General features: G+C 74.1%; 6 protein-coding genes and 1 pseudogene. 4 read left to right on the top strand and 3 right to left on the bottom strand.

Annotation, left to right across the window (positions count from 1 at the left end; genetic code table 11):
* On the bottom strand, positions 1 to 678 hold a 678-nt coding region (locus tag BIV57_RS16055), incomplete at its 3' end, for a heavy metal transporter (RefSeq protein WP_419185720.1).
* Positions 679 to 733: 55 nt separating this feature from the next.
* On the opposite strand from BIV57_RS16055, the gene dapE reads away from it, so the two are divergent.
* The 3 genes from dapE (at position 734) to BIV57_RS16040 (ending at position 3,142) form a co-directional block, all read left to right on the top strand.
* Positions 734 to 1,813 carry a succinyl-diaminopimelate desuccinylase gene (gene dapE, locus BIV57_RS16050; protein ID WP_071657505.1) on the top strand — a complete coding sequence of 360 codons (1,080 nt, stop codon included), beginning with the start codon at positions 734 to 736 and terminating at the stop codon, positions 1,811 to 1,813.
* 29 nt (positions 1,814 to 1,842) lie between these two features.
* Positions 1,843 to 2,601, top strand: coding sequence for an LOG family protein (locus tag BIV57_RS16045; RefSeq protein ID WP_071657504.1), 759 nt, complete (start codon positions 1,843 to 1,845; stop codon positions 2,599 to 2,601).
* A 127-nt stretch (positions 2,602 to 2,728) separates the two neighbouring features.
* Positions 2,729 to 3,142: a DivIVA domain-containing protein gene (locus BIV57_RS16040; protein ID WP_071657503.1), complete on the top strand. Its 414-nt coding sequence runs from the start codon at positions 2,729 to 2,731 to the stop codon at positions 3,140 to 3,142.
* An 82-nt stretch (positions 3,143 to 3,224) separates the two neighbouring features.
* Here the strand turns inward: BIV57_RS16040 and BIV57_RS16035 are convergent, their stop codons facing one another.
* On the bottom strand, positions 3,225 to 4,016 hold the full coding sequence (locus BIV57_RS16035) for an enoyl-CoA hydratase/isomerase family protein (RefSeq protein ID WP_071657507.1): 792 nt from the start codon (positions 4,014 to 4,016) through the stop codon (positions 3,225 to 3,227).
* A gap of 310 nt (positions 4,017 to 4,326) precedes the next feature.
* Here BIV57_RS16035 and BIV57_RS16030 point away from each other — a divergent pair, with 310 nt between their 5' ends.
* Complete coding sequence (locus BIV57_RS16030) at positions 4,327 to 4,494, top strand: DUF3117 domain-containing protein (RefSeq protein WP_071657502.1); 168 nt, start codon at positions 4,327 to 4,329, stop codon at positions 4,492 to 4,494.
* 166 nt (positions 4,495 to 4,660) lie between these two features.
* Here BIV57_RS16030 and BIV57_RS26115 read toward each other — a convergent pair.
* A pseudogene (locus tag BIV57_RS26115) lies at positions 4,661 to 4,823 on the bottom strand (methyltransferase); the annotation flags it as partial.

The raw sequence follows: 4,823 nt of genomic DNA, 5'->3' as shown, positions 1-4,823 counted from the left end.
GCCCCGAGCGACCCCCGCCGCACCGGCGCCCCCGAACTCCTCCGCCACCGCCGCCTTCAACGCCCCACCGCCGGGATGGCCGGCGGTGTCGTCCCCGTCGACCACGCACGAGAAGACGCCCCCCTCCCGCCCCAGCAGCGCCGCCGCCAACGTCGCCGCGTCCGCCTCGTGCTTCGCGTACGCCTGCGGATGCCCGCTCCGCTGCACCCGCTGCGCCGCCACCGTCAGCGGCAGCCGCGTGTACCCCGGCACCTTCACCAGCCCGTCGAAGAACCGCCCCGTCGCGTACACCGGGTCCTGGACCTGACGCACCGTCCCCCACCCCTGCGAGGGCCGCTGCTGGAAGAGCCCCAGCGAGTCGCGGTCGCCGTGCGTGATGTTCTCCAGCCGCGACTCCTGCATCGCCGTCGCCAGCGCGATCGTCACCGCCCGGTCCGGCAGTCCGCGCGACTGCGCCACCGCCGCCACCGTCGAGGCGTTCCGGCCCTGCTCCAGGTTGAGCGAGAGCGCACCCGAGCCGTCCGCGGCCCGCACCGTGCACCCCTCCGAGGGCCGCCCGATGATCCGATGCACCACCAGATACGCCGCCAGCAGCGCCAGCACCAGCCCGAACGCGACGGCCACGGCAACCCGCCGCCACCCCGCGCCGCCGCCGTCCCTCAACCCTCGCGCCGCCACGCCCCCAACCTACCGAGAGCTCGGCACCGCGGATCGCACCCGTACCCTGATCGACATGCCGGAGCACACCCCCACCCCCCTCGACCTCACCCTCGACGCCGCCGCGCTCACCGCGGCCCTCGTCGACTTCCCCTCCGTCAGCGGCGGCGAGAAGGCCCTCGCCGACGCCGTCGAGGAGGCCCTGCGCGCCCTCCCGCACCTGACCGTCGACCGCGACGGCGACGCGATCGTGGCCCGCACCGACCTCGGCCGCGACGAGCGCGTCATCCTCGCCGGGCACCTCGACACCGTCCCGATCGCCGACAACGTCCCCTCCCGCCTGGACGCCGACGGCATCCTCTGGGGCTGCGGCACCTCCGACATGAAGAGCGGCGTCGCCGTCCAGCTGCGCATCGCCGCCGGCCTCCCCGCCCCCAACCGCGACCTCACCTTCGTCTTCTACGACAACGAGGAGGTCGAGGCGGAGCGCAACGGCCTGCTCCGGCTGACGCGCAACCACCCCGAATGGCTCGCCGCCGACTTCGCGGTCCTCATGGAGCCCAGCGACGGCGTCGTCGAGGGCGGCTGCCAGGGCACCCTCCGCGTCCGCATCCCGGTGGGCGGGGTGCGCGCCCACTCCGCCCGCAGCTGGCTCGGCGAGAACGCCATCCACGCCGCCGCGCCCGTGCTGGCCCGGCTCGCCGACTACGTCCCGCGCCGGGTCGACATCGAGGGCCTGGAGTACCGCGAGGGCCTCAACGCCGTCGCCATCGAGGGCGGCGTCGCCGGCAACGTCGTCCCGGACGCCTGCGCCGTCACCGTCAACTTCCGCTTCGCGCCCGACCGCTCCGAGGAGCAGGCCCTGGCGCACGTCCGCGAGGTCTTCGACGGCTACCACGTCGAGCTCACCGACACCGCCCCCGGCGCGCTGCCCGGCCTCTCCCACCCGGCCGCCGCCGCCTTCGTCGCCGCGGCCGGCGGCGGGGCCCGCGCGAAGTTCGGCTGGACCGACGTGGCCCGCTTCTCCACGCTCGGCGTCCCGGCCGTCAACTACGGGCCGGGCGACCCCAACCTCGCCCACAAGCGGGACGAGCATGTGGCCGTCCGGGCTGTTCACGACTGCGAAACCCGCCTGACGGGCTGGCTGACCGCGTAGCACCACCCGGCCCCCGTACGCTTCCGGACATGGCCAACAACTTTCGTGAACGACTGGTCGGCCCGGTCACCAGGCGCCGCTCCCAGATCCAGGAGGGCACCACCGACCAGCGGCTGCTGGACTCCGCCGGTCCGTCGGACTGGCTGCACCAGGACCCGTGGCGGGTGCTGCGCATCCAGTCCGAGTTCGTCGAGGGCTTCGGGGCGCTCGCCGAACTCGGTCCGGCCGTCTCGGTCTTCGGCTCCGCCCGGACGCCGGCCGACTCGCCGGAGTACAAGCTGGGCGTGGAGATCGGCCGCGCGCTGGTGGAGGCCGGCTACGCGGTGATCACCGGCGGCGGGCCGGGCGCCATGGAGGCCGCCAACAAGGGGGCCTGCGAGGGCGGCGGCGTCTCCGTCGGGCTCGGCATCGAGCTGCCCTTCGAGCAGGGCCTCAACCCGTACGTCGACATCGGCGTCAACTTCCGCTACTTCTTCGTGCGCAAGACGATGTTCGTCAAGTACGCGAAGGGGTTCGTCGTCCTCCCGGGCGGCTTCGGCACCCTCGACGAGCTCTTCGAGGCGATCACCCTGGTGCAGACCCGCAAGGTGACGCGCTTCCCGGTGATCCTGGTCGGCACCGAGTACTGGGGCCCGCTGCTGGACTGGATCCGCGGCACCCTGGTGGCCGGCGGCAAGGCCTCCGACACCGACCTGGAGCTGGTGGACTGCACCGACTCCGTCGAGCACGTGATGGAACTGCTCAGCAGGGCCAACGGCCTCCCCGCGCCGGAGGGACCTTTCGACTGACGAGATGTCCGTGCCGCCGCACAGCGGACATGCACATCCCAACGCCCTATCATCGCCACCCCGGGGCCCGGCCCCGGCATGCAAAAATCCAGGTAGGCCCTGGACAGCCAAGGATAGGAGCGGACTGGTGTTCTGGTTCATGATCGCCGCGCTGGTCGTGGTGGTCGGCGGCGTCGCCCTCGTCGTGCTCGGAGCCGGCGGCTCGCTGGGCGACGCGGTGCACGACCGCGCGCCCCTCCGGCTCCCCGAGGACCGCGCGCTGACCCGCGGCGACCTGGAACGCGTCCGCTTCACCGTGGCCACCCGCGGCTACCGCATGGACGAGGTGGACACCCTCCTCGACCGCCTCGGCGCCGAGCTCGACCTCAAGGACGCCCAGCTCCGCGAGGCGCTGGCGGGCATGTCCGGCACGCCCGGCACGGACGCGACGCCCCCGGTCCCGCCGCCCCCCGCGGAGGACCCGCCCACCACGGCGCTGCGGCCGCAGCCGCCGGCCTCCCCGCCGGGCTTCGGCGCGCCCCCCGCCCCGGGCACCGCCTGACCGGCCGCGCCCGGGCCGCCTCCGACGAATCTCCGCGGCGTCGCGACGCCCGGCACTCCTTCCTCCGCGGACATCCATCGGACTAGCGTCCCCGGAAGAGCGGGCGCTCCTTCCTCAGGAAGCCGTCGACCGCGGCGCGGTGGTCCTCCGTGGCCCCGAGCGTCCGCTGCCAGCGGCCCTCCGTGGCGAGCGCGTCCTCCAGCCCGGAGGAGCCCGCCCGCAGCACCGCGTCCTTGACCGCGGCGAAGCTCCGCGTCGGACCCTCCGCCAGCTCCCGCGCCACCGCTGCGGCCCGGGTCAGCACCGCGTCGTCCGGGACGACCTCCGTGACCAGCCCGATCCGCAGCGCCTCGGCGGCGTCCACCGCCCGGCCGCGCATCAGCAGCTCCTTGGCGCGGCCCGCGCCGACCAGCCGCTGCAGCGTCCACGACATGCCCGAGTCCGGCGCCAGCCCGGCCGCCGCGAAGGACGTCGCGAACCGCGCCGACTCGGCCGCCACCCGCAGGTCACAGGCGAAGGCGAAGGACGCCCCGGCGCCCGCCGCCACCCCGTTGACGGCCGCGACCACCGGCTTCGGCATCGTCAGCAGGGCGCGGGCGATGGGCTCGTAGTGCTCCTCCAGCGTCCGCCACAGGTCGTCGCCGGTGCTCTCGTCCAGCAGCGAGGAGTGCTCCTTGAGGTCCTGGCCGGTGCAGAAGGCGCGGCCGGTGCCGGTGAGCAGCACCGCGCGGACGGAGTCGTCGGACGCGGCCGCCTCCACGGCCTCCCGGAGTGCGACCTTCGTCACGCCGTCCAGGGCGTTGTGCGCGTCCGGCCGATCGATCGTGACCGCGGCCACGCTCCCGTCGACCTCGTATCGCACCGTGTCGGACATGGCGGGCATCTCCGTTCCTCTTCGGTCAGTTGGACCCCCGTCAGAATGCACCCGCCGGACGTCCCGCGCAGAGATCGGATCGCGCCGTCGCGCGATTTCGCGCAACGATCACGCGCACAACGCCCGGGTTGGAGGTGTTTTGCCGGTGTGACCGGGGGACCCGTCATGACTGATGTTGTTCCGCGCGTCTGCGGATGCGGGATAATAGGGCTCGATCACTGCGTTCGAAACCGGTGCCGGCGTCGTCCTGGATGCCGTGCGTCCGCTGGACGCAAGGACCCGTGTATCGGCCTGAGGAAGGGGAACGAGCATGGCGGCGATGAAGCCGCGAACGGGCGATGGCCCGCTCGAGGTGACCAAGGAGGGGCGGGGCATCGTCATGCGCGTTCCGCTCGAAGGCGGCGGCCGTCTCGTCGTCGAGCTCTCGGCCGACGAGGCCAAGGCCCTCGGCGAGGAGCTCGCCAAGGTCGTCGGCTGACGACCGAGCCCTCCCACCACTCCCCGGCACCCCACTCGCCCCGCCCCGCGGGCCGACTGGGGTGCCGGGGCTTCGGCGTTGGGGCCGACGCCCGCCGCCGAGCCGCCGGCCGACCGTGCGCGGCACGGACCCCGGGCGGGGTGCCGGAGCCTCGGGGCGGCCGCACTCAGGTGCGGCGACGCACCCCGCACAGCAGCCCGCTCCCGACCGGAAGCATCGCCTCCACCAGCGAGTCCTCCTCGCGCAGCGCCGCCGCGACCTCCGCCCCCGCCCCCGCGAACACCACCACGCCCCCCTCCCTCAGCAGGCGCAACGATTCCGCAAGGTAC

The sequence above is a fragment of the Mangrovactinospora gilvigrisea genome (assembly GCF_001879105.1).
Lineage (GTDB): Bacteria > Actinomycetota > Actinomycetes > Streptomycetales > Streptomycetaceae > Mangrovactinospora > Mangrovactinospora gilvigrisea.
This window is presented reverse-complemented; position numbering and strand designations above follow the sequence as displayed.

Coding starts and splice junctions, on each gene's coding strand:
- dapE (WP_071657505.1), top strand. CDS start 734: ATGCCGGAGCACACCCCCACCCCCCTCGACCTCACCCTCGACGCCGCC.
- BIV57_RS16030 (WP_071657502.1), top strand. CDS start 4,327: ATGGCGGCGATGAAGCCGCGAACGGGCGATGGCCCGCTCGAGGTGACC.
- BIV57_RS16035 (WP_071657507.1), bottom strand. CDS start 4,016: ATGTCCGACACGGTGCGATACGAGGTCGACGGGAGCGTGGCCGCGGTC.
- BIV57_RS16045 (WP_071657504.1), top strand. CDS start 1,843: ATGGCCAACAACTTTCGTGAACGACTGGTCGGCCCGGTCACCAGGCGC.